Below are 19,505 nucleotides of genomic sequence, written 5' to 3' on the forward strand. Positions count from 1 at the left end.
ACAAGTTCGCCACTAACAGGCGTGTCGGCGACGGCGTTCTTTTGTCGGTGGTCCGTGGCAGGGTCCGCCCATGGACAAACTCATCGTGGGCAGCGAGGCCATCGCTGCGGGGGTGCTCACGCGGCACGAGCTTCGTCAGCACTATGACGCCGTCTTTCGCGACGTGTACCTCCCGGTCGGGGTTGAGCTCACCGCGGGTGTGCGGGCCAAGGCGGCATACCTGTGGGCGGGTCGGCAGGCCGTGGTATGCGGGGTGTCGGCAGCGGCATTGCTCGGCAACCCGTACATCTCCGTCGAACGTGTGGTGGAGCTGAATCGGCAGCGGCGCAATGCGCCCCAGGGGATCGTGATCCGGGGTGATCGTCTTTCGCCCGACGAGTGCACGATGGTCGGCGATGTCGCCGTGACCACACGGGCGAGGACCATTTTCGATATCGGTCGACGGGTGCAGACGCATCGAGCAGTCGAGCTGACGGACGTGCTGCTGCGCGATTGTGATGCCACCGAGGTGGACGCACTGGTCGCTCGACATCGCGGTGCCCGTGGACTCCGGCGTCTGCAGAACGTGCTCTTCCTGGCAGACCCCGGGGCGGAATCCGTGCAGGAGACCCGGTTGCGTCTGTGTCTTGTGAGCGGCGGGCTGCCGCGGCCAGAGACTCAGATCGAGCTCCGGGGTTCCGGAGGGCGAGTGGTTCGCCTAGATATGGGCTGGCGAGCCGAACGCTTGGCGGCCGAATTCGACGGCGCGCAGCACTGGGGAGATTCGGCGCAGCATCGTCGCGATATCGAGCGACAGGAGTTCATCGCGGCCATGGGGTGGAAGCTCATTCGGGTAAGTCGCGATCAACTCGCCAACGACCCGGGCGCGGTCCTCGCGCGTGTCAGGTCCGCTTATCGGTCCAGAGCGCAGGCGGCCTGATTTCGACACGCCCGCTCGTGGCGACCTTGTGCGATACGAAACCGCCACCACACGGCGTGTCGGCGCAGGGGCGGCGCGGGGATGACGGCCGCGCGGAACGCGGCACGTCCCTCACCACCAGGGGTCGGGGGTTTCCGATGCCCAGTCGTTCACCGACTCCAGCTGCGCGGCAAGGGAAATCAGCAGCGGCTCGCTGTTCGCCGGACCCATCAGCTGCACGCCGATCGGCAACCCGTCCTCGGTGAATCCGGCGGGCACATTGATCGACGGCCAGCCGAGCACGTTCCACGGCCACGTCATCGGACAGGCGCCGATCTGCCCGCGATCCGTTGCCACACTGCCGATGTCGTCGAAATCGTAGATACCCGTCGGTGGTTGCGCGGTGGTCGGTGCCAGCACCACGTTGAAGCTGCCGAAGATCTTGCCGACGCGCGCCTGCAATCGCGGTTCGGCGGCCCGCGCTCGTCGCAACACCCAACCGGCCAGTCGCCGACCGGTGCGCATGTTCGTGACCGTCCGCGGGTCCCAGTGCGCCCCGGCATCGAGCCGATCCCGCCAGGGGAGCAGCCCGGCCGTGGCCCGCGGCAGGAAGTTCAGGCCGAGCCCGACACCGTAATCCGGGTCGCCCTCGGACACCATGTGCCCGAGGGAGCGCAGCTGATGACCGACGTATCGGGTGGCGGCCTCGATCGTGGGATGAATGTGCGCGGAGAATCCAGAGAACGGCACCTTGAGCGACAACGCGACGCGCAGCTGACCCGGGTCCTCGTGGACGGCGTCGAGAACCCGAACATGGGGCGGCTTGTGCAGATCCCCGGCGACATTCCCCGACGCCGCGTCCAGCAGCAGTGCGGCGTCGGCGACCGTGCGGGCCAACGGCCCGTGGACCGTTATCCCGTTGAACGCCTCCGCCAGTGGCCACGTGGAGATCCGGCCGCGCTGCGGCTTGATGCCGATCAGATGCGTCCAGGCCGCCGGAATCCGGATGCTTCCGGCCCCGTCCGAACCGATGGCGCCCGCGACCAGCCCGGCGGCCACCGCTGCGGCGCTGCCGCCGGAGGACCCGCCGGGGGTGTGGCCGCGGCTCCACGGATTGCGGGTGTGCCCGAAGCCGGGCCCGCTGGTGAAGCCCCATTGGCCCAACTCGCAGGTGTTGGTCTTGCCGACGATCACCGCCCCGGCGGCGCGCAGCCGGCGCACCAGCTCGGCATCCTCGGACTCCGAGCCGACGGCCCCTGCGGTACCGAACGCGGTGGGCGTTCCCGCCAGATCCGTGTCGTCCTTGATGGCGATGGGCACCCCGAGCAACGGGAGCCGCTGACCGGCCGCTAACCGCTTGTCGGCCGCGGTGGCCTCGGCGAGGGCGCTCTTGGTGCACACCACCCGGAACGCGTTGAGTGTCGACTGGCTGGACTTGATCGCGTTGAGCGCCGCAAGGGTCAGCGAAACGGAGCTGACCGAACCCTCCACCAGCGCGGAGGCCTGGGACGTCAGCGTGGGAAAGCCCGACATGACCAGAAGGGTAAGCCGTCGAAATAGTGCGTCAATGCGGGGATTCGTCGGTACCAGATGGGAAACTACCCGAATGCGGCTTTATCGGGATCGTGCTGTCGTGCTGCGACAGCACAAGCTCGGCGAGGCCGATCGCATCGTGACCCTGCTGACCCGCCAGCACGGCTTGGTGCGCGCGGTGGCCAAGGGCGTGCGCCGCACCCGCAGTAAGTTCGGGTCACGGCTGGAACCGTTCGCGCATATCGACGTGCAGCTGCATCCGGGGCGCAATCTCGACATCGTCACCCAGGTGCAGGCCATCGACGCCTTCGCCGCGGACATCGTCAGTGACTACGGCCGGTACACCACCGCCTGCGCCATCCTGGAGACCGCCGAACGGATCGCCGGTGAGGAACGGTCTCCGGCCGTCGCCCTGCACCGCCTCACCGTCGGCGCACTGCGGGCCATCGCCGACCAACAGCGCTCCCGCGAGCTGGTTCTCGACGCATACCTGTTGCGCGCCATGAGCATTGCCGGGTGGGCTCCCGCTATCAGCGAATGCGCCCGCTGCGCCAACCCCGGTCCGCATCGGGCCTTCCACGTGGCGGCGGGCGGCAGCGTGTGTGTGCACTGTCGTCCTGCGGGTGCGGTGACCCCGCCGCAGGGTGTGCTGGAGCTGATGGCGGCGCTTCATGACGGCGACTGGGCGGCCACCGATGACGTGCCGCAGGCCCTGCGAACACAGGCCAGCGGATTGATCGCGGCGCATTTGCAGTGGCATCTGGAACGCAAGCTGCGGACACTCCCGCTCGTCGAACGTGGCAGCAGGTTAAATATGAGCCATGGTGAAGAGCAGCCAGCCCGATCCGCAGCAGGATAAGTACTACACCGACTGGGCCGACGTACCTCAGGGCTACAACCCGACGTTCCCGGACAAGACGGTGTTTCCTGCTGTTTTCCCCAAGCTGCTGCCCGGTGTGGGCCCCGGCGGCACCCGGCCGCATCCCGCCCCCAAGCACCCCTCGGGTGCCACGCCGCCGACCATTCCCAAGGAACTGGTTCCCCGGCACGTCGCGGTGGTGATGGACGGCAACGGCCGCTGGGCCCGCGCCCGCGGGCTGCCGCGCACCGAGGGTCACAAGATGGGCGAGGCCACCATGATGGACATGGTGTGTGGTGCCATCGAGATGGGCATTCCGTGGCTCACCACCTACGCGTTCTCGACGGAGAACTGGCGCCGCCCCGCCGACGAAGTTCGCTTTCTCATGGGCTTCAACCGCGACGTGGTCAAGCGGCGACGGCACGATCTGAACAACATGGGTGTGCGGTTCCGATGGGCCGGCCAGAAGACGCGACTGTGGAGCAGCGTCTACAAGGAGCTCGAGATCACCGAGGAGCTCACCAAGAACAACAGCACCCTGACGTTGACCACTTGTATCAACTACGGTGGCCGGGCCGAAATCGCCGAGGCGACAAGGAGAATCGCCCGTCTGGTGGAATCCGGGCAGCTCAAGCCGGACCGCATCACCGAGGAGACCATCGCCAAATATCTCGATGAGCCCGATATGCCCGACGTCGACCTGTTTCTGCGGCCCTCCGGCGAGTTCCGATCCAGCAACTTCATGATGTGGCAGTCGGCCTATGCCGAGTTCGTGTTCCAGGAGAAGATGTACCCGGACTTCGACCGCCGCGACCTGTGGGCGGCCTGCCTGGAATACGCCCAGCGTGACCGGCGATTCGGGTCGGCGTGATGGCAGACCCCGAAGACGGAGCCGGCGAGATTCTCGATCGGGTGTACCGCGTGCTGCACCCGGTGCTGCCGGTCACCAGGGAACCCGACGGCGCATTGACCGCGGACTACGAGGGCACCCTGACCTCGATCCGCGTCGTCACCATCGCGGCGGGCCTGGACGTGGTGTCGCTCTCGCAAGTGCTGGCCTGGGATGTGGCCGTCAACGCGAAGTCTCGTCATCTGGTGGACGGGCTTGCGCAGAAGTCCCTGTTCGGGAACATCCTGCTGATCGCCAAGGGACGTAAGGCAGACGTGTTGCTGCGCTACAACTTTCCGGCCACCGGTATCGACGACGACGACGCGTTGATGACGCTGCTGATGATGGTGTTCGCCACGGGCGCCGACGCGCGAAAGGCGCTGGGCAACTAACTAAGAGCTTCGGCGTTCGGCGCTACAGCGGCTGCAGAAACCGAAGACCTCGACGGTGTGGTGCACCTCGGTGAAACCGTGCTCTTCGGCGATGTCGGTGGCCCATTTCTCGACCGCGCCCGCCTGCACCTCCACCGCGAAACCGCAACTCTGGCATACCAAGTGGTGGTGATGGCCGTCCGAACAGCGGCGGTACACCGACTCTCCGGTGTCGTTGCGCAGCACGTCGACCTCGCCCGATGTCGACATGGACTGCAGCGTCCGGTAGACGGTGGTCAGGCCGATGCCCTCGCCCTCGCGTTTGAGCTCGTCGTGTAGCTCCTGCGCGGACTTGAACTCGTCGGTCCGCTTGAGCAGGGCGGTGATGGCGGCGCGCTGGCGGGTGGAACGTACGGTCCCGCGCAGGGCGGGCCGTTCCTCGCGGACGCTGGGGGGACCTCCGGCCTGCGTGGGCGTCATCTCTGTTCCTCGGTATGCGCGACCGCGTCGACGACGATGTGGGAGAGGTGATCGTCGACGAGGCGGTACATGACCTCGCGGCCCTGGCGCTCCCCGGAAACCACTCCGGCGGCCTTCAGCACCCGCAGGTGCTGGCTGATGAGCGGCTGGGCCACCCCGACCGCGTCGACCAGTTCATGCACGCAGCGCTGCGATTCGCGCAGCTGCAGCACGATGGCGATGCGCACCGGCGCGGCGAGCGCGCGGAGCAGCTCACCGGACTGTTCGAGGATCTCGCGCGGGGGCAGCGGACCGGGCGGGGTGAGCGGCGCATGCGGCGGTTCGTCGTGTGCGGAGCTAAGCACGGTGTTCACCACGGCGATCTACCTCAACCTGAATCACGCCCCGGCCTGTCCGGAGACCCAACGTTTGAGTCCGGCGGCAAACCGGGCCCATCTATTGAGGGTAGTGGCCCGTAGCCGATCTGGTGGTAAGGGTGTGGCCGTGGCGGTCCGTGCCCGGTGCGGAGCCCCAGGGCGGACGGGCGACTCCCGCCACGCCTTCAACATTTGCTGCTTTGACCGGATCTGCCGCTGCGACGGGCGTTCGATGGCGTGGAAGGGCCTGTAAAGGCGGCGATTGCGGGCGTTCCCGCGGCCGCGACCTCGCGTTCACTCCGGGCCTGCGCGAGGCGAATCCGCGGCAATCGCCCATCAAATTACTGCCCCGAACTGCTCGATTTCGGGTGAGCAGCGTCACAGCCCGCTCACAGGTCTCGGCGTTGACACGGGGGCGCGCAATCTCTACGTTATGAAAACGATAATCATTATCAATTAAGACTTTGATGCCTACCCGAGGATGATCGTGATGGCCGCCTTTGCTACCGACACCAATGAGTTGAAGAACACCGACAGCGGAAGTCGGCCGGGATGGTTCGTCAGCAGACGCGTCGACATCCTCTTTGTCTTCGGTCTGGGCGCATTGTTGTCCGCGGTGCTGTTCGCGGCCGACGGGCACAAGGGCGTGTTCCTGGTGGGTGCGGTGGTCTTCTCGCTGCTGTCCGACCTGCCGCATGTGCTCACCACCACGGCCCGCGTCTGGATGGATCCCCGGGAGCGGTCACGGTACTGGGCGCATTACGTGATCAGCTTCGTCGTGGTCGGCGCGATCGTCGGCACGTTGTGGTTCGGTGGCTGGTTGGTACCGCTGCTGGCCATCTGGGCCTACTGGCAGGTGTTCCACGTTCTCAAGCAGCACTTCGGGATCGTCAACATCTACGCAGCGAAGAACGGCTACAAGGGCCCGCGAAACCGGATCAAGTACGCGCTGTACGCCACCTGCCTGGCCCCGGTGCTGTACCGGGCGAGCCACGGCCTCAACTTCTCCGAGTACGAGGTCTTCGGTCACCGCCTGCCGTTCTCGAACCTGAGCGTACCGGTGCCACCCATTCCCGGCTTCCTGGTGATCGCTGGATTCGTCTGTGCCGCAGTCCTGTTGGGTGTCGCGGTGTGGGAGCAGTTCCAGCTCAAGCGGGCGGGGCAGCGCGCGCTGCCTGCCATGTCGGTGGCCACCTTTGTGATCGCGGCGCTGTCTTACAACCTGTCCTACCTGCTGGTTTCGGACCTCTTCGCGCTGATCCTGATCGCGACCACCACGCACAGCCTGCAGTATCACCTGATCAACTGGACGCGGAACAACACGCGCTTCGCGCGCAGCGAGGACCCGGGCGAGAAGAAGCTGCTCTTGGCGCGATTGTCGACGCGGAAGGCGCTGCCGCTGTACATCGCCTTCTTTGCAGGGCTGGGCATCCTCGCCGGCCAGCTCGACACGATCATCTTCGCGGTCCCGCTGACCTTTGTGCTGCACCACTTCTACATGGACGGTGCGCTGTGGAAGAGCAAGGGCAATCCCGAGTTGGCCCACGACCTGGGAATCGTCCGTGCTGGATAGAGCACTGATCGAGCAGCCGGCCGGGCAGCGGCAGGCACGCCCGCCGGTATCGGTGCGCAGGGTCGAGTCACACTGCGAGGCCAAGCAATTCGTCGCGATGCCTTGGCGCGTCTACGGTGACGATCCGCTCTGGCGGCCCACGCTGCGTCGCGTCATGCACGCGAAGATGAACTCCAAGCACAACGCGCTGCACCGTGAGGTGCAGATCGAGAACTTCGTCGCCTACCGCGGCGGTAGCCCCGTCGGACGCATCTCCGCGGCCATCGATTCGGCATACGTGCAGCGTTACGGCGACTGCGCATTCTTCGGATTTTTCGAGAGTGTGGACGACGAGGCGGTCACCGCCGCTCTACTCGGGGCGGCCGAGCAGTGGGCCGCCGGCCGGGGCGTGACCAAGATGGTCGGTCCGTTCAGCTACACCTCCCGCGAAGAGGTCGGACTCCTGGTCTCCGGGTATGACCGACCGCCCGCACTCATGCAGCCGTACAACCCCCGGTATTACCCGGCGTTGGTGGAGGCTTCCGGATACCGCAAGAAGTTCGACAGCGCCTCCTACCGTTGGCATGTCGACGGCAGCCGGGACGTTCGGCAGCGTCTGCTGCGGCGAGCCGACGCGGTGATGCGCGACCAAGGACTGACGGTGCGCTCGGTGCGGATGCGCCGCTACGCCGACGAGCTGGAAATGCTGCGGGGTCTCTACAACGACTCCTTTGCCCATCACCCGGAGAACGTTCCGCTCAGCCGCGAGGTGTTCTCGGGTATGGCAGCCGAAATGCGGCCGCTGATCGATCCGAACATCGTGCGAATCGTCGAATCCGATGGCGTTCCCGTCGGATTCCTGCTGATGCTGCCGGATGTCAACGAGATCGTCGGGCGCTCCGGTCGGCTTACCCCGCCACTGTTGGCTCGCCTCGCCGCCCGGCGTGAGGGGCGCATCCGCGGGATCGAGACGGCGGTCGTGGTGCTCATCGGTGCGGTGCAGACCCAATTCGGGGCCGGGATCGGACGGGTGCTGGCAGGGGAGATCGTCCGGACGATCACCGGCAGCGGCTACTCGTCGGTCGCCACCACGTGGGTGCACGAGGACAACGTGTGGTCGAATTCGCTGACCTCCCAGATGAAGACAGACCCCGAGAAGATCCACCGGGTCTACCAGAAGGCGCTGTGATGGGCGACCGGACACTGGTCACCGGGGCCACCGGATACCTGGGATCCACCCTGGTGAAATCCCTGGTGCAGGCCGGGGAGCGGGTCACCGTCCTGACCAACCCGCACGAGGCGGACGTGCTTCCCGGAGGGCTGCGCGAATACGTCGAGACGACCCGTGCGGACATCACCGACGCACGCAGCGTTGACGACGCGATGCGCGGCGCCTCTCACGTGTACCACCTTGCCGGCATCGCATCGCCGAATTCCCGCCTGGGGCACAAGATCTGGCAGACCAATGTGCTCGGCACCTATCACGTGGCGCGTTCGGCGCTACAGCACGACGTGCAGCGCATGGTGCATGTGTCGTCCACCGCCGCCATCGGGTATCCGCCCAACGGGGTGGTGGCGGACGAGGATTTCGATCCGCGTGATTCGGTGCTGGACAACGTGTACTCGGCGACCAAGCGTGCGAGTGAGCAACTGGTGTTGGACTTCGTCGAACGCGGCCTGAATGCCGTCGTGGTGAACCCCGCCGCGGTGTTCGCGCCGGGGACCGGGCCCGCCCGGTCCTGGCAGGGGCTGCTGGTCGCCGCGCGCAAGGGCCTGCTGCGTGTGGTGCCGCCGGGAGGCACCGCCGTGTGCTCGGCACGAGACTTCGTCGCCGGTATCACGGCGGCAATGGCCAAGGGAGACAGCGGGCGTCGATACATCCTCAGCACCGCCAACCTGTCCTACCGGCAGATCGGAGAGCTGCTGGTGGCCGCGGTGGGCCGTGCGCATCCGGTGCGGTCTGCGCCGATGGGGCTCTTCCGGGCAACGGGCAGGGGAAACAGGCTGCTGCGCGATGTCTCCGGCCGCTTTGACCCCGACGATGTGCTGGCTGCCGAGAACATCGAGCTGATGGCTCGCGAGCTGTATTACGCACCCGACAGGGCCGTGCGAGAGCTGGGAATTCCCAAGGTCTCTACCCACGAATTGATAGCGGAGTTCGTACGATGACGGTCGAGCCACGGCAGGTACAGGCCGGCTCCAAGGAAGCCCTCGGCATCTCGATGGCCGATGCGCGTGCGCTGGTGGCAGACCTGGCGGCCCGCAGACAATGGATCTATTGGCTGGACCTTGCCGCTTGCCTGGCAATCGGGTACACGGCCTTCCTGTTGTGCCCGGCAGAGAATCTACTCTCGATGCCTGCGGTGGCGTGCATTGTGGTGGCGGCCTTCGCGTTCTATCGCGCCGTGCTGTTCGTGCACGAGCTCGTGCACGCCGAGGAAGACTTGCGCTGGTTCTCGGTGGTATGGCATGCGGTGTGCGGAATACCTTTTCTGGCACCGAAATTCACCTTCGAGTTCCACCACGAACACCATGCGTCGCGCACCTACGGGACGGCGGAGGACGGCGAGTACGTCACCTACGCCAGTGAACCGCGCTGGCGCATCATCGTGTTGCCGTTCACCGCGCTGGGCGGACCGCTGGCCTTTGTCTTCCGGTTCCTGGTGCTTGCTCCGCTGAGCTGGCTGATTCCGGCGATCCGGCCGGTGGTGCTGACCCGGGCGTCCTCGCTGATGATCGACGCCGACTTCGAGCGCCCGCTGCCACCGGCGGGCACCCCGCGTTCGTGGCTGGTGCAGGAGATCGCTTGTTTCGCCTACACATCGGCCATGCTGGTACTGCTGCTCCTGGGCGCCTACTCGCCGTATCGGTTGGTGGAGGCCTATGCCGTGATTGCCCTGGCATTGTTCGTGAACTGGCTGCGCGTGCTGGTGGCCCACCGGTATGAGGGCAAGAGCGAGCGCATGACCTTCCCGGAGCAGGTTCTCGATTCGATCGATCACCCGTCCGTGCCCGTCCTTGGTTCGCTATGGGCGCCGGTCGGGTTGCGTTTCCATGCGGTGCACCACTTTTTCCCTCAGCTGCCTTACCACCAGCTGGGGGAGGCGCGCCGGCGGCTGATGGCGGCGATCCCGCCCGATGCCGGGTACTGGTCCACCGAAGACCGTTCACTCGCCTCATCGCTGCGGCGGCTGCTCGCCCACCCGCGTAAGGAGGCGGTATGACCACAAGTCAATTCACGTCCACGGCACGAGAGTCCGGGGCCGCGACATACTCTCGGCGATTGCCCATACGGCCGGTCGAGGCGCGGGGCGCACGCGTGCGCGCCGACGACGGCCGCTGGTACGTCGACTGCTTGGCCGCCGCGGGTGCCATGTCGCTGGGCTGGAACCACCCGGTTGTCAGCGAGGCGGTCATCAAGACGGTTTCCTCGGGCGAGCCGCTGCTGTCGTTGGACTTTCACACCCCTACCCGGGATCGATTCGTCGAGGAGCTGCTCTCCATCCTGCCCGTGCGGCTGGCAGCCGATGCCAACATCCACTTGTGCTCACCCAGCGGGGCGAGCGCGGTCGAGGCCGCCCTGATGCTCGCCGAGATCGCCACCGGTGGCCGTGAACACATTGGCGTGCAAGGTGGATTCCACGGATGCACGCGGGCCGCGCGCGCCACGAGCTCCGGCGGCGGCCTGCGCCGACAACCGGTGGTGTTGTCTCCGCAGGCCAGCTTTCTGCCCTATCCGCAGGATTACCGCAGTCCCTTCGGGGTGGGCGGGGAGCAGGGTGTCGAACTGGCGATCGCGGTGGCCGACGCACTCACGCGCCCGCACAGCGGAGTGACGGCCCCGGCATCGTTGATCGCCGAGTTCGTGTTGGGAGAGGGTGGGGTGATCCCGGCGCCGGCGCGGTGGGGGCAGGCGCTGCGCCGTACGGCATCGACACTCGGTGTCCCACTGATCGCCGACGAGGTGCAGGCGGGTATGTATCGCACCGGCCCCGCCTGGGCGTTTCAGCACTGCGGCATCGAACCCGACATGATGGTCATCTCCAAGGGGCTCGGTTCCGGTATTCCGATCGCGGTTCTGGTGGTGCGCAAGGAATTCGACGTGTGGGAGCCCGGAGCGTTCACCGGCACCTTCCGTGGCAACGCGATAGCCTTCGCCGCGGCGAGCGCCGTGATCCGCTTCGCGCGGGAGAACGGTCTGCGCGGGCAGGTGACCGCTCGCGGCCAGGTCTTCCGGGATGGTCTGAACGCCATCGCATCCGGTTCGAACCTGGTCGGCGACGTGCGCGGGGTCGGCCTCATGCTGGGTGTGGAGATCGTGGACCGCGACCAGCCGTGGCCGGACGACGCCGGAGCGCCGGCCCCCGATCTTGCGACCGAGATTCAGCAGGCCTGCCTGCAGCACGGTCTCATCGTCGAGACCGGTGGACAGTACGGCAACGTGGTGCGGTTCCTGCCGCCGCTGACCATCGAGGAACCCGACATCTCCGCCGCGCTCAACGCCTTCGAGGCTGCACTCGCGGCGGTGGAGCGCACCCGGTCAACCAGTGGATCCGAGCTCGCGGAGTCACGATGACGGCGAACCAGAGTCCCTTCGTGAGTGTCTTTCTCACGGGAGATAGCGAAAACACCTACCGCGAGGCCATCGCACTGGCGGCCGACCGGGCCGGCGGCGCGCTGGGCGGTGCCACCGTGCCCGGACTGGTCGACGGTTACGCCGCGCTGAAACGCGAGGCCGGGCGGCTGGATCTCGACGACCCCGACGGGGTGGGACTGAGCCGGGCGTTGGACGAAGCAGCGGGATTGCTCGCCGAGAAGTCGGTCGTGGTAACGCATCCCGCATACCTGGCGCATCTGCATTGCCCACCCGCGTTGCCGTCGCTGGCCGCAGAGGTGCTGATCAGCGCGTTCAACCAGTCGATGGACTCCTTCGACCAGGCTCCTGCGGCTACCGCCATCGAACAGCAGGTCATCGAATACCTGTGTGCCAGAATGGGATACGGGCTGGCCGCCGACGGCACTTTCACCAGCGGCGGTACCCAGTCGAATCTGCAGGCACTGCTGCTGGCCCGCGATCTCTTCGCCCGCAGATCAGGATGGGATATCGCGACCCAGGGACTGCCGCCGGAGGCCGGTTCATGGCGGGTGCTGTGCACCCGGCAGACACATTTCTCGGTGCAGCAGGCTCTTCGGGTGCTCGGTCTCGGTACGGCCGCCGTCATCGAGGTGCCCACCGACGATGCCGGGCGGCTGCGGTCCGAGGCGCTCCCGGAGATCCTGGACGACGCGGACCGCGCGGAAACGCCGATCTTCGCCCTCGTACTCACCGCCGGAACAACCGATTTCGGGGCGATCGACCCGCTGGAGGCGTCCACCGAGCTGGCCCGGGCGCGGGGCATCTGGGTCCACGTGGACGCCTGCGCGGGTGGCTGCCTGATCTTCAGTGAGCAGCATCGGGGCCTGCTGCGCGGTATCGAGCAGGCCGACTCGGTCGCCATCGATTTCCATAAGCTGCTGTTCCAGGCGATCAGTTGCAGTGCGCTCTTGGTGCGTCACCGGGAGAGCTTCGAAGTGCTTGCCGCGCACGCGGATTACCTCAACCCGGTCAGCGATGCGGAGCAGGACGTGCTCAATCTGGTGGGCAAATCCCTGCAGACCACCCGCCGCTTCGACGCGCTCAAGGTGCTGGTCACCTTGCGGGCGGTGGGGCAGCGGCATGTCGCCGCGATGATCGATGCCACCTGTGCGGCGGCCTCGGCCGCGGCGGCAGTGGCGGACGAGCATCCGGACCTGGAATTGGCGGCGCCGGTGTGTACCAACACCGTGGTGTTGCGCTGGCGGCAGCCGGACGTCGCTTCTGAGGCGCGTGACCTGATAAACGAAACGGTGCGGGCAGAGCTCGCCCACAGCGGCCGCGCGATCGTGGGGCGCTCCAGCGCCGCTGGGGGTCAGGCGATCAAACTCACCTTCGTCAATCCCTTGGTCACCGCCTCTGCGGCGGCCGCGATGGTCTCCGAGATCGCCGCCCATGGCAACAGGATCTGGCGTGCGCGTACCCCGGAGGTCAGCGCCATATGAGCGACCAGCTGGCACGTGTGGAGCGCGTCTCTGCCGCCGACGCACGGTTCGCCTGGGCCAAGAACGTGGAGTTCTCGATCTTCGGTCTGGAGAACGACTTCGCCGACGACGTCGATATCGCGGCAGGGGAGATGGTGCACTACCGCCCCTGGGAGCGCTCGTCGGAGATCTACGTGGGCTTCTCCGGGGAATCGCCCGAGCATCCCGTCGGCGTACTGCGAGCCCTGAGGCACGATCCCGAGCTGGGCCTCGGCAGCTTCAGTACGCTGCGCGACGCCCGAAACTACCGCCACGGCACCGGAGCCGCACGCAATTATCTCTATCCGCAATGGGATTCGTTCTTCGACGGTGTTGCGCCGGAGCGCATCGCCGAGCTGGCGACCCAGGGAGTGCGCAAGAGCCATCGCCGCGCCGGGATGATCGAGCAGATATGGCACGAGTTCTTCGGCGCGCTGGCGACCGAGGGTGTCCACTTCGTCACGGTGGCGTTGGTGGTGCCGCTCTTCGACTGGTATCAGCACCTGCTGTCGGAGAGGCTGCACCAGATCGGCGACATCCTGCCTCACTACATCGGGGCCGACAGCGTGCCCGCGGTCCTCGACATCAGTGGGTCATTCGTTCCGGATGCCGCCGGTGCCGTGCAGAACGGCTCGCTGTTGGCCGCCACGGCCACCCCCTCGTCCCCCAAGAAGGAAAGAGTCAGATGAGATCGATTCACACCGAAGAGCACGTCTTCCGCAAGGTCAGCGAGATCGACTGTCCCGTAGACAAAGTATGGGAGCGGGTGACCACCCAAGAGGGCATCAACGACGAGATGGGCCCGTACATGAAGATGACGATGCCCAAGCAGTTCCGTGGCAAGTCCATCGCGGATGTCACCCCGGGCACCCGCATCGGCAAGAGCTTCCTGCTGCTGTTCGGTGTGCTCCCGTTCGGGTTCGACGACATCACCGTGGCGCGGCTGGAGCCCGGCCGGATGTTCCGCGAGGAATCCCTGATGACGGGTATGCGGGTGTGGGTGCACCACCGCACTCTGGAACCGCTGGGCGACAAGACGATCGTCACCGACGAGGTCACCCTGGCCCCGCAAGCCCCGATGGGTCTGATCCCCGGTTGGGGCCGGCTGCTGAGCAAGATCCTGGCGGCCTTCTTCACGCACCGGCACCGGCGCCTCAGCCGTACCCTTTCCGTCGCCGGAGTGCCGCGATGAGACGTCTCGGCGCGGGCGCGCTCGCGGTGCTGGCGGTGGCGATGGCCTCCGCGTGCGCGCCGGTGAACGAGGAAGCCGGGAAACCCGTCGGGCACGCCTTCCAGTTGCTGAAGTACCCTGCGTCGCAGGCAGATCCGGCGGCAGAGCCGCAAGGAAAGTCCCCCTTCGGTGATTACGCACTGGAAGTGTCCGGCTCGGTGACGTATCTCGGCGAGACCACCGCCCTCCCGGGTGCGGGTGTCATGACCGTCGGGCCGGGACCGCGACGCGGTGAGCTGAAGATCGAGCAGTACTACCAGGGAGACCGATTCCCCTACGAAACGGGGATCGTCTCCGGTGGAGACGGCAAGCCCAGCACGCTCGATGCCATCACCATCGTCAACCCGCTGGACTCGCGGGTGACCCTGCAATGCGCGGTGGACGGCGGAATCGCCTTGGCGGATATCGACGGTGAGCGTGAGCTGGCCGGAACATGCGGTGGGGGATCGAAGGCGCACGGGCACGTGAGGGCCGATGGCAGTCGCAAGGCGACGTGGCGCGACAAACCCGTCGACCTGATCCGCACCGTGGTGGACCTGACCATCACCGGCTCCAGCAGCGGTCAGATCCACCAGGTCAACGAGGTCCCCAGGGACGGCAGCTTCCCCCTGTCCACATCGATCGACGTGAACATGACGGCGCAGGGCATCAGTCTCACCCAGAAGCTGCAGCGCCACGTCCTCCCGAAAGTGAAGGACTGATTGATGACAACGGAAACACAGACTCCGGCGCTGCGCGCGACCGATCTGGTCAAGGCCTACCCGGGGTCGGAGGCCCGGGCGGTGGACGGCTTGAACCTGACGATTCCGCGAGGTGTCGTCTACTGCCTGCTGGGCAGGAACGGGGCGGGCAAGACCACCACCATTCGCATGGCCACCACCCTGCTCACCCCCACCAGTGGGGAGCTCGAGGTGCTCGGCGTTCCCGTGGACAAGACCAAGGAGCTGCGCCCCCTCATCGGTGTGGCCCTGCAAGAGGTGGCACTCGATCTGTGGATGTCACCGGTCGAGCAGATCCGCATGAGTCTGGCCATCGCCGGCTGGCCCAAGGCGCGGCGCAAGGCGCGCGAGGAACAGCTCATCGAGCAGTTCGGCCTGAGTAGCTATGTGAACCGCAAGGTGGGCGCGCTGTCGGGCGGCATGCGCCGCCGCGTCGACGTCGCGCTGGCGGTCGCGCACAACCCGCAGATGCTCTTTCTCGACGAGCCCTCCAGTGGGCTGGATATCGAAGGCAAACAGGAGGTTTGGAATGCTATCCGGCTGCTGCGTTCCGAAGGGCGGACCGTCGTGCTGACCACACACGATATGGACGAGGCGGTGTCACTCGCCGACGAGGTGGGCATCGTCAAGAGCGGACAGCTCGTGGCGTCGGGCTCCACCCAGGAGTTCACGCGCAGCCACGGTTACGCCGTCGAGATCTCGGCCTACGGCGGCATCTCCGAGGACACGGCCAACGAATTGGTGGCCGCGGGCTACACCCTGCAACGCGGTGAGACCGGGACCTTGTCCGGGACATTGGATTCCGCGTCCGCTACCGACCTGGAGGCGCTCAGTGCCCAGCTCGGTCGCGTCGGGTTGGGTGCGGCCAGCATCGAAGTGCGATCCACCTCGCTGCGCGACGCATTCCTGGAGGTGACGCAGTGAACGCCTTGTCCAACACCGCGCGGCTGTTTCGCCGTTACGTCGTCGTGGGTCTGCGACAGCCGGTCTTCGGGTTCATCTTCCCGATCGTCTTCCCGGTCGTCCTGGTGATCTTCGTGCGGTCGATGTTCCAGCGGGTCGCCGACCTACCCGGGTTCCCGCTGTCCTCCTACACCGCGTACATCGCGCCGGGCCTCATCATGCTCATTCCGATGCTCGGCGCGGGTTACGGCGCAGGCACACTCATCGACGAGATCCGATCGGGGTTCACCGACCGGCTGCGGCTCTACGGCGTGTCCACCGGACAGATCATGGCGGCCAAGATCGGCTTCGAGATGTTCCGCATCCTCCCCGCGGCGGTCATCGTCATCGGACTGCTGGCCTTCCTCGACGCGCCGCTGCGGGCGGGGCTGTTGACAGGGTTCTTCCTGGTTCTGGTGATGTTCCTATGGTCGGCGGCGTACAGCTCCCTGTTCTACCTGGTGGCGTTGCGCACCCTCAATCCGCAGGCGCCCGTGGCGATGCTGCCGCTGGCCCTACCGGTGCTGTTCGTCAGTCAGGCACTCATGCCGTCGGTGTTCCTGTCCGATTGGCTCAGGATCAGCATCAACGCGAATCCCTTCTCCCACATCGTGTCCGCCGCCTCCACGATCATGTACGGCGAATTCGACGCCATGCTGGTGGTCAAGGGCGCCCTGGTTGCCATCGGCATGTTCGCGCTGCTGCAAATCCCCATCCATCTGGTGATCCGCCGCAAAATCGGCAAATAGAAGGCATAGAGAAAAATATGGAAACCCCGTCACAACACGATGTTCTTCGCGCAAGCGACTCATCACAGGTCCGTGAGTTCCTCATCGAATTCATCGCCGAGGAGCTTGAGCTACCCACCGCGGACGTCAACGACTTCTCGGAACTGGTGGGCGATCTCGGGTTCGACTCGCTGTCATTCGCCCTGGGAGTCTCGGAGATCAAGGGTCGCTTCGGCATTCAGCTGACCAAGGACGACGTCTTCGAATGCAAGACCCTCGGCGCGCTGATCGAGCTCGTGGAGAGTCGACTGTGACGACGAATCCGGTGATCGAGCGGTTGCGGGCCGGCGCCGGCATCGCCCACCGCGGCCTCACCTCGGCACCAATCGGCCCCGACGGGACGTCGCTGCTGGACGAGTTGCGCACGGTGCCATGGGCGGATGTGCACCTGACGGGGTTGCGCATCGCGGGTGCCCTCCAGGCCGCGGGGGTACGCCCCGGTGACGCGGTCGCGGTACTGGCCGGTGCCCCCGGCGAAATCGCTCCACTGGTGCAGGGCATCTGGCTCTCCGGCGCCTCGGTGACCATGCTGCACCAGCCGACCCACCGGTCCGATATGCGCGTGTGGGTCGAGGACACCGGCCGGGCACTGGCCGCGGTCGGTTCCTCGACGGTTGTGGTGGGCGACCCGTTCATGGCCGCCGTCGGCCAGTTCGGGTCCGTCGCCACGCGCGTTTTGGAGTTGCCCGCCCTGTTGAACGGGCCGCCCGGCGAGGTTGTGGAGACCGACCAGGACGCTATCGCCTTCCTGCAGTTGACCTCCGGCTCCACCGGTACGCCCAAGGCCGTCAGCATCAGCTACCGCAATATCGAGGCCAACCTGCGGGCCATGGTGAGCGCGTCCGGCGCGGACCCCGAAACGGATGTGGTGGTGAGTTGGCTGCCGCTGTTCCACGACATGGGAATGATGGGCTATCTGATCGTCCCGATGTGCCGGGGAATGAACACGGTCAGCGTGACGCCGATGGACTTCCTCGGTGATCCGCTGTTGTGGGCGAGGCTCATCAGTACCTATCGCGGCAGCATGACAGCGGGCCCTAACTTTGCGTACTCACTGCTGGCCCGCCGCCTGAGCAAGGCACCCGATGGTGCATATGACTTGTCCTCGTTACAGTTCGCGCTCAGCGGTGCCGAGGCGATCGACGTCGCGACCCTCGAACGGTTCGCGGCGCAGGGCGCTCGCTTCGGTATGCGGGCTGAGGCCATCGTCCCCGCCTACGGTATGGCCGAGGCCACGCTGGCGGTCTCGTTCGTGCGGCGCGGTGAGGGGTTCCGGGTGTGCCCGCCGCATCCCGATCTGGTCGCAATAGAGGGCGCAGAGGTCAGTGCGCGTGTGCCGCTGGGGCTTCCGCTGCCCGGATGCGAGGTGCGGGTGGTCAACGACGACCGCGAGGTGTTGCCCGTGAACGCGATAGGCGAGCTGGAAATTCGTGGGGACAATGTCACCGCCGGGTACCGCACGGCATCGGGATTCGAGCCGATGTTGGACGCGCAGGGCTGGTTGTCCACGGGCGATATCGGCTACTTGATGCAGGACGGTCAGCCGGTGATCTGCGGGCGTAAGAAGGACATCCTGATCATCTCGGGGCGCAACGTGCATCCCGAGGACATCGAGCGGTCGGTCGTCGGGGTGGCCGGCGTTCGTTCCGGCGGCATCGCCGCGGTGCGTCTGTCCACGGCGGCGGCCGGTGAAGGATTTGCGATGGTGGCCGAATCGGCGCTACACGCGAACACCGCCGAGAGCGCACGCATCCGTGCCGAGGTGGCCGATCGTGTCTACCGCACCCTTGGGGTGAGCCCGCGTGACGTCCATGTGGTCCCCGCCGGTTGGATCCCGAAGACGTCCTCGGGGAAGCTGCGCAGGAGAGCCACCACTGAACGTCTAGCAAAATGTAGTGTGAGGCGATGACTGGGCAGGGCCAGCAGGTCCGTGTCCGCCCCGTGGTGTCCAAAGTGGTTCGCCCACTGGGTTATCGAAGTGCGGTCTATATACGACATCACCCGATTGCTGCGCTCACCACAGTGGGCGAGCAATTTGTCCTGGGCGTGCATACGCTGCGCTACTTCGTGACGGATTTGGTGACCGGTCGTTTTCAGTGGACGGAGTTCGTGCGGCAGGCGGCCTTCATGGCGGGTACGGCCGTGATGCCGACGGTGCTGGTGGCACTGCCCATCGGGGTGACGCTCTCCATTCAGTTCGCGCTGCTCGCGGGGCAGGTCGGTGCTACCTCGCTGGCCGGTGCGGCGAGCGGCCTGGCGGTGGTGCGGCAGGCCGCATCTCTGGTGGCGGCCATGTTGTTGGCCTCGGCGGTGGGCTCGGCGATGACCGCCGATCTCGGGTGCCGCACCATGCGTGAGGAAACCGCGGCCATGGAGGTCATGGGTGTCTCGGTGGTGCGCCGCCTCGTGGTCCCGCGGTTTGCCGCGGCCATTCTCATCGGTATCGCTCTTACCGGCGTGGTGTGCTTTGTGGGGTTCCTGGCCAGTTACCTGTTCAACGTGTTCGTACAGGGCGGTGCCCCAGGCAGTTTCGTCGCCACCTTCGCATCGTTCGCCACCCCGGCGGACCTGCTGCTGGCACTGATGAAGGCGGCGGTCTACGGGGCCGTCGTCGCGGTGATCGCCTGCCAGAAGGGGCTGGCCGCGCACGGTGGGCCGACCGGAGTGGCCAACTCGGTGAACGCGGCCGTCGTCGAGTCTGTGCTGCTGCTCATGATCATCAACGTCGTGGTCAGCCAGGTCTACACCATGCTGTTCCCCAGGGCGGTGCTGTGACCGTCACGCTTGACAA

21 protein-coding genes are annotated in these 19,505 nt (G+C 66.3%); 18 read left to right on the forward strand and 3 right to left on the reverse strand.

Annotated features, from left to right (window positions below; all coding sequences use genetic code 11):
• Positions 1-70: 70 nt before the first annotated feature.
• The gene (locus MYCSP_RS07730; protein WP_088413515.1) at positions 71-919 is read left to right on the forward strand and encodes a DUF559 domain-containing protein; all 849 of its coding nucleotides are present in this window, start codon (positions 71-73) and stop codon (positions 917-919) included.
• Between the two features lie 111 nt (positions 920-1,030).
• Here the strand turns inward: MYCSP_RS07730 and MYCSP_RS07735 are convergent, their stop codons facing one another.
• On the reverse strand, positions 1,031-2,431 hold the full coding sequence (locus MYCSP_RS07735; RefSeq protein WP_088413516.1) for an amidase: 1,401 nt from the start codon (positions 2,429-2,431) through the stop codon (positions 1,031-1,033).
• Between the two features lie 73 nt (positions 2,432-2,504).
• Here MYCSP_RS07735 and recO point away from each other — a divergent pair, with 73 nt between their 5' ends.
• From recO to MYCSP_RS07750, 3 genes are read left to right on the forward strand one after another with little or no spacing between them, the layout of a single operon-like run.
• Positions 2,505-3,290 (forward strand): DNA repair protein RecO, encoded by a 786-nt coding sequence (gene recO, locus MYCSP_RS07740; RefSeq protein WP_070911128.1) that lies wholly within the window; start codon positions 2,505-2,507, stop codon positions 3,288-3,290.
• Positions 3,253-4,161 (forward strand): isoprenyl transferase, encoded by a 909-nt coding sequence (locus MYCSP_RS07745; RefSeq protein ID WP_088413517.1) that lies wholly within the window; start codon positions 3,253-3,255, stop codon positions 4,159-4,161. Before recO ends, MYCSP_RS07745 begins: the two co-directional genes overlap by 38 nt.
• Complete coding sequence (locus tag MYCSP_RS07750) at positions 4,161-4,571, forward strand: hypothetical protein (RefSeq protein WP_070911127.1); 411 nt, start codon at positions 4,161-4,163, stop codon at positions 4,569-4,571. Before MYCSP_RS07745 ends, MYCSP_RS07750 begins: the two co-directional genes overlap by 1 nt.
• Here MYCSP_RS07750 and MYCSP_RS07755 read toward each other — a convergent pair whose 3' ends face one another.
• Both MYCSP_RS07755 and MYCSP_RS07760 read right to left on the reverse strand, forming a co-directional pair.
• Positions 4,572-5,030 (reverse strand): Fur family transcriptional regulator, encoded by a 459-nt coding sequence (locus MYCSP_RS07755; protein ID WP_088413518.1) that lies wholly within the window; start codon positions 5,028-5,030, stop codon positions 4,572-4,574. It lies immediately after the preceding gene.
• The gene (locus MYCSP_RS07760) at positions 5,027-5,386 is read right to left on the reverse strand and encodes an ArsR/SmtB family transcription factor (RefSeq protein ID WP_005060366.1); all 360 of its coding nucleotides are present in this window, start codon (positions 5,384-5,386) and stop codon (positions 5,027-5,029) included. The genes MYCSP_RS07755 and MYCSP_RS07760 overlap by 4 nt, the downstream gene beginning before the upstream one ends.
• Before the next feature lie 490 nt (positions 5,387-5,876).
• Here MYCSP_RS07760 and MYCSP_RS07770 point away from each other — a divergent pair, with 490 nt between their 5' ends.
• The 14 genes from MYCSP_RS07770 to MYCSP_RS07835 are packed head-to-tail and all read left to right on the forward strand — an operon-like array spanning position 5,877 to position 19,489.
• On the forward strand, positions 5,877-6,959 hold the full coding sequence (locus tag MYCSP_RS07770) for a hypothetical protein (protein WP_088415513.1): 1,083 nt from the start codon (positions 5,877-5,879) through the stop codon (positions 6,957-6,959).
• A 52-nt stretch (positions 6,960-7,011) separates the two neighbouring features.
• Complete coding sequence (locus MYCSP_RS07775; RefSeq protein WP_207565757.1) at positions 7,012-8,127, forward strand: N-acetyltransferase; 1,116 nt, start codon at positions 7,012-7,014, stop codon at positions 8,125-8,127.
• Positions 8,127-9,107: an NAD-dependent epimerase/dehydratase family protein gene (locus tag MYCSP_RS07780; RefSeq protein WP_088413519.1), complete on the forward strand. Its 981-nt coding sequence runs from the start codon at positions 8,127-8,129 to the stop codon at positions 9,105-9,107. The genes MYCSP_RS07775 and MYCSP_RS07780 overlap by 1 nt, the downstream gene beginning before the upstream one ends.
• Positions 9,104-10,162 carry a fatty acid desaturase family protein gene (locus tag MYCSP_RS07785; RefSeq protein WP_083014073.1) on the forward strand — a complete coding sequence of 353 codons (1,059 nt, stop codon included), beginning with the start codon at positions 9,104-9,106 and terminating at the stop codon, positions 10,160-10,162. Before MYCSP_RS07780 ends, MYCSP_RS07785 begins: the two co-directional genes overlap by 4 nt.
• A complete protein-coding gene (locus MYCSP_RS07790; RefSeq protein WP_083014072.1) occupies positions 10,159-11,514 on the forward strand; it encodes an aminotransferase class III-fold pyridoxal phosphate-dependent enzyme in 1,356 nt (451 codons plus the stop codon). Before MYCSP_RS07785 ends, MYCSP_RS07790 begins: the two co-directional genes overlap by 4 nt.
• On the forward strand, positions 11,511-13,016 hold the full coding sequence (locus MYCSP_RS07795; RefSeq protein ID WP_088413520.1) for a pyridoxal phosphate-dependent decarboxylase family protein: 1,506 nt from the start codon (positions 11,511-11,513) through the stop codon (positions 13,014-13,016). The genes MYCSP_RS07790 and MYCSP_RS07795 overlap by 4 nt, the downstream gene beginning before the upstream one ends.
• The gene (locus tag MYCSP_RS07800) at positions 13,013-13,723 is read left to right on the forward strand and encodes a hypothetical protein (RefSeq protein WP_088413521.1); all 711 of its coding nucleotides are present in this window, start codon (positions 13,013-13,015) and stop codon (positions 13,721-13,723) included. The genes MYCSP_RS07795 and MYCSP_RS07800 overlap by 4 nt, the downstream gene beginning before the upstream one ends.
• The gene (locus MYCSP_RS07805) at positions 13,720-14,226 is read left to right on the forward strand and encodes an SRPBCC family protein (protein WP_088413522.1); all 507 of its coding nucleotides are present in this window, start codon (positions 13,720-13,722) and stop codon (positions 14,224-14,226) included. The genes MYCSP_RS07800 and MYCSP_RS07805 overlap by 4 nt, the downstream gene beginning before the upstream one ends.
• On the forward strand, positions 14,223-14,966 hold the full coding sequence (locus MYCSP_RS07810; RefSeq protein WP_088413523.1) for a hypothetical protein: 744 nt from the start codon (positions 14,223-14,225) through the stop codon (positions 14,964-14,966). Before MYCSP_RS07805 ends, MYCSP_RS07810 begins: the two co-directional genes overlap by 4 nt.
• Positions 14,967-14,969: 3 nt before the next feature.
• Complete coding sequence (locus MYCSP_RS07815) at positions 14,970-15,908, forward strand: ABC transporter ATP-binding protein (protein WP_088413524.1); 939 nt, start codon at positions 14,970-14,972, stop codon at positions 15,906-15,908.
• Complete coding sequence (locus tag MYCSP_RS07820; RefSeq protein WP_070911117.1) at positions 15,905-16,675, forward strand: ABC transporter permease; 771 nt, start codon at positions 15,905-15,907, stop codon at positions 16,673-16,675. Before MYCSP_RS07815 ends, MYCSP_RS07820 begins: the two co-directional genes overlap by 4 nt.
• 17 nt (positions 16,676-16,692) lie before the next feature.
• On the forward strand, positions 16,693-16,968 hold the full coding sequence (locus MYCSP_RS07825) for an acyl carrier protein (protein WP_070911116.1): 276 nt from the start codon (positions 16,693-16,695) through the stop codon (positions 16,966-16,968).
• Positions 16,965-18,623 (forward strand): fatty acyl-AMP ligase, encoded by a 1,659-nt coding sequence (locus tag MYCSP_RS07830; protein WP_235629530.1) that lies wholly within the window; start codon positions 16,965-16,967, stop codon positions 18,621-18,623. The genes MYCSP_RS07825 and MYCSP_RS07830 overlap by 4 nt, the downstream gene beginning before the upstream one ends.
• Positions 18,620-19,489, forward strand: coding sequence for an MlaE family ABC transporter permease (locus MYCSP_RS07835; protein ID WP_088413526.1), 870 nt, complete (start codon positions 18,620-18,622; stop codon positions 19,487-19,489). The genes MYCSP_RS07830 and MYCSP_RS07835 overlap by 4 nt, the downstream gene beginning before the upstream one ends.
• Positions 19,490-19,505: the final 16 nt, after the last annotated feature.

Source organism: Mycobacteroides saopaulense (genome assembly GCF_001456355.1).
Lineage (GTDB): Bacteria > Actinomycetota > Actinomycetes > Mycobacteriales > Mycobacteriaceae > Mycobacterium > Mycobacterium saopaulense.

Coding starts and splice junctions, on each gene's coding strand:
- MYCSP_RS07795 (WP_088413520.1), top strand. CDS start 11,511: ATGACGGCGAACCAGAGTCCCTTCGTGAGTGTCTTTCTCACGGGAGAT.
- MYCSP_RS07770 (WP_088415513.1), top strand. CDS start 5,877: ATGGCCGCCTTTGCTACCGACACCAATGAGTTGAAGAACACCGACAGC.
- MYCSP_RS07805 (WP_088413522.1), top strand. CDS start 13,720: ATGAGATCGATTCACACCGAAGAGCACGTCTTCCGCAAGGTCAGCGAG.
- MYCSP_RS07825 (WP_070911116.1), top strand. CDS start 16,693: ATGGAAACCCCGTCACAACACGATGTTCTTCGCGCAAGCGACTCATCA.
- MYCSP_RS07755 (WP_088413518.1), bottom strand. CDS start 5,030: ATGACGCCCACGCAGGCCGGAGGTCCCCCCAGCGTCCGCGAGGAACGG.
- MYCSP_RS07735 (WP_088413516.1), bottom strand. CDS start 2,431: ATGTCGGGCTTTCCCACGCTGACGTCCCAGGCCTCCGCGCTGGTGGAG.
- MYCSP_RS07790 (WP_083014072.1), top strand. CDS start 10,159: ATGACCACAAGTCAATTCACGTCCACGGCACGAGAGTCCGGGGCCGCG.
- MYCSP_RS07745 (WP_088413517.1), top strand. CDS start 3,253: ATGGTGAAGAGCAGCCAGCCCGATCCGCAGCAGGATAAGTACTACACC.
- MYCSP_RS07750 (WP_070911127.1), top strand. CDS start 4,161: ATGGCAGACCCCGAAGACGGAGCCGGCGAGATTCTCGATCGGGTGTAC.
- MYCSP_RS07810 (WP_088413523.1), top strand. CDS start 14,223: ATGAGACGTCTCGGCGCGGGCGCGCTCGCGGTGCTGGCGGTGGCGATG.
- MYCSP_RS07780 (WP_088413519.1), top strand. CDS start 8,127: ATGGGCGACCGGACACTGGTCACCGGGGCCACCGGATACCTGGGATCC.
- MYCSP_RS07785 (WP_083014073.1), top strand. CDS start 9,104: ATGACGGTCGAGCCACGGCAGGTACAGGCCGGCTCCAAGGAAGCCCTC.
- MYCSP_RS07800 (WP_088413521.1), top strand. CDS start 13,013: ATGAGCGACCAGCTGGCACGTGTGGAGCGCGTCTCTGCCGCCGACGCA.
- MYCSP_RS07730 (WP_088413515.1), top strand. CDS start 71: ATGGACAAACTCATCGTGGGCAGCGAGGCCATCGCTGCGGGGGTGCTC.
- MYCSP_RS07835 (WP_088413526.1), top strand. CDS start 18,620: ATGACTGGGCAGGGCCAGCAGGTCCGTGTCCGCCCCGTGGTGTCCAAA.
- MYCSP_RS07815 (WP_088413524.1), top strand. CDS start 14,970: ATGACAACGGAAACACAGACTCCGGCGCTGCGCGCGACCGATCTGGTC.
- recO (WP_070911128.1), top strand. CDS start 2,505: ATGCGGCTTTATCGGGATCGTGCTGTCGTGCTGCGACAGCACAAGCTC.